General features: G+C 41.8%; 1 protein-coding gene. It reads left to right on the forward strand.

From position 1 onward, the window contains the following. The first annotated feature begins 48 nt into the window (after positions 1-48). Complete coding sequence (locus IEY98_RS33545) at positions 49-1,482, forward strand: form I ribulose bisphosphate carboxylase large subunit (protein WP_189214503.1); 1,434 nt, start codon at positions 49-51, stop codon at positions 1,480-1,482. Positions 1,483-1,607 lie beyond the last annotated feature (125 nt).

Raw genomic sequence — 1,607 nt, forward strand, 5'->3', positions numbered from 1 at the left:
CCCTGTTATTGTGAGAATTCTTAATTCAAGAGTTATAGGGAGGGACTTATGTCACCACAAACAGAAACTAAAGCAGGTGTTGGATTTAAAGCTGGTGTTAAAGATTATAAATTGACTTACTACACCCCAGAGTATGAAACTAAGGATACTGATATCTTGGCAGCATTCCGAGTAAGTCCTCAGCCTGGGGTTCCGCCCGAAGAAGCAGGGGCTGCAGTAGCTGCCGAATCTTCTACTGGTACATGGACAACTGTTTGGACTGATGGACTTACCAGTCTTGATCGTTACAAAGGACGATGCTATCACATCGAGCCTGTTGCTGGGGAAGACAGCCAATGGATCTGTTATGTAGCTTATCCATTAGACCTATTTGAAGAGGGTTCCGTTACTAACATGTTTACTTCCATTGTAGGTAACGTATTTGGTTTCAAAGCCCTACGTGCTCTACGTTTGGAGGATCTACGAATTCCCCCTACTTATTCAAAAACTTTCCAAGGCCCGCCTCATGGTATCCAAGTTGAAAGAGATAAGTTGAACAAGTATGGTCGTCCTTTATTGGGATGTACTATTAAACCAAAATTGGGATTATCCGCAAAAAATTATGGTAGAGCGTGTTATGAGTGTCTACGTGGTGGACTTGATTTTACCAAAGATGATGAAAACGTAAACTCACAACCATTTATGCGCTGGAGAGACCGTTTTGTCTTTTGTGCCGAAGCTATTTATAAATCACAGGCCGAAACCGGTGAAATCAAGGGGCATTACTTGAATGCGACTGCGGGTACATGTGAAGAAATGATTAAGAGAGCTGTATTTGCAAGAGAATTAGGGGTTCCTATTGTAATGCATGACTACTTAACTGGGGGATTCACCGCAAATACTACTTTGGCTCATTATTGCCGCGACAATGGCCTACTTCTTCACATTCACCGTGCAATGCATGCAGTTATTGATAGACAGAAAAATCATGGTATGCATTTCCGTGTATTAGCTAAAGCATTGCGTATGTCTGGGGGAGATCATATCCACTCCGGTACAGTAGTAGGTAAGTTAGAAGGGGAACGCGAAATGACTTTAGGTTTTGTTGATTTATTGCGCGATGATTTTATTGAAAAAGATCGTGCTCGCGGTATCTTTTTCACTCAGGACTGGGTATCCATGCCAGGTGTTATACCGGTAGCTTCAGGTGGTATTCATGTTTGGCATATGCCAGCTCTGACCGAAATCTTTGGGGACGATTCTGTATTACAATTTGGTGGAGGAACTTTAGGACATCCTTGGGGAAATGCACCTGGTGCAGCAGCTAATCGAGTGGCTTTAGAAGCCTGTGTACAAGCTCGTAACGAAGGGCGCGATCTTGCTCGCGAAGGTAATGAAATTATCCGAGCAGCTTGCAAATGGAGTCCTGAACTAGCCGCAGCTTGTGAAGTATGGAAGGCGATCAAATTCGAGTTCGAGCCGGTAGATACTATTGATAAGTAGATAAAACTAAAGATAAAGAAGAGAAGGTATAAATAAAAAAGAAACGAAATAAAAAGAGAAAAAAATAAGTTATGAAATGCAGTAATTCTTCTTTATTCTTCTAATTGATTGCAATTAAACTCGGC

Origin of the sequence: Actinokineospora fastidiosa (genome assembly GCF_014648415.1) — a bacterium.
Classification (GTDB): Bacteria; Actinomycetota; Actinomycetes; order Mycobacteriales; family Pseudonocardiaceae; genus Actinokineospora; species Actinokineospora fastidiosa.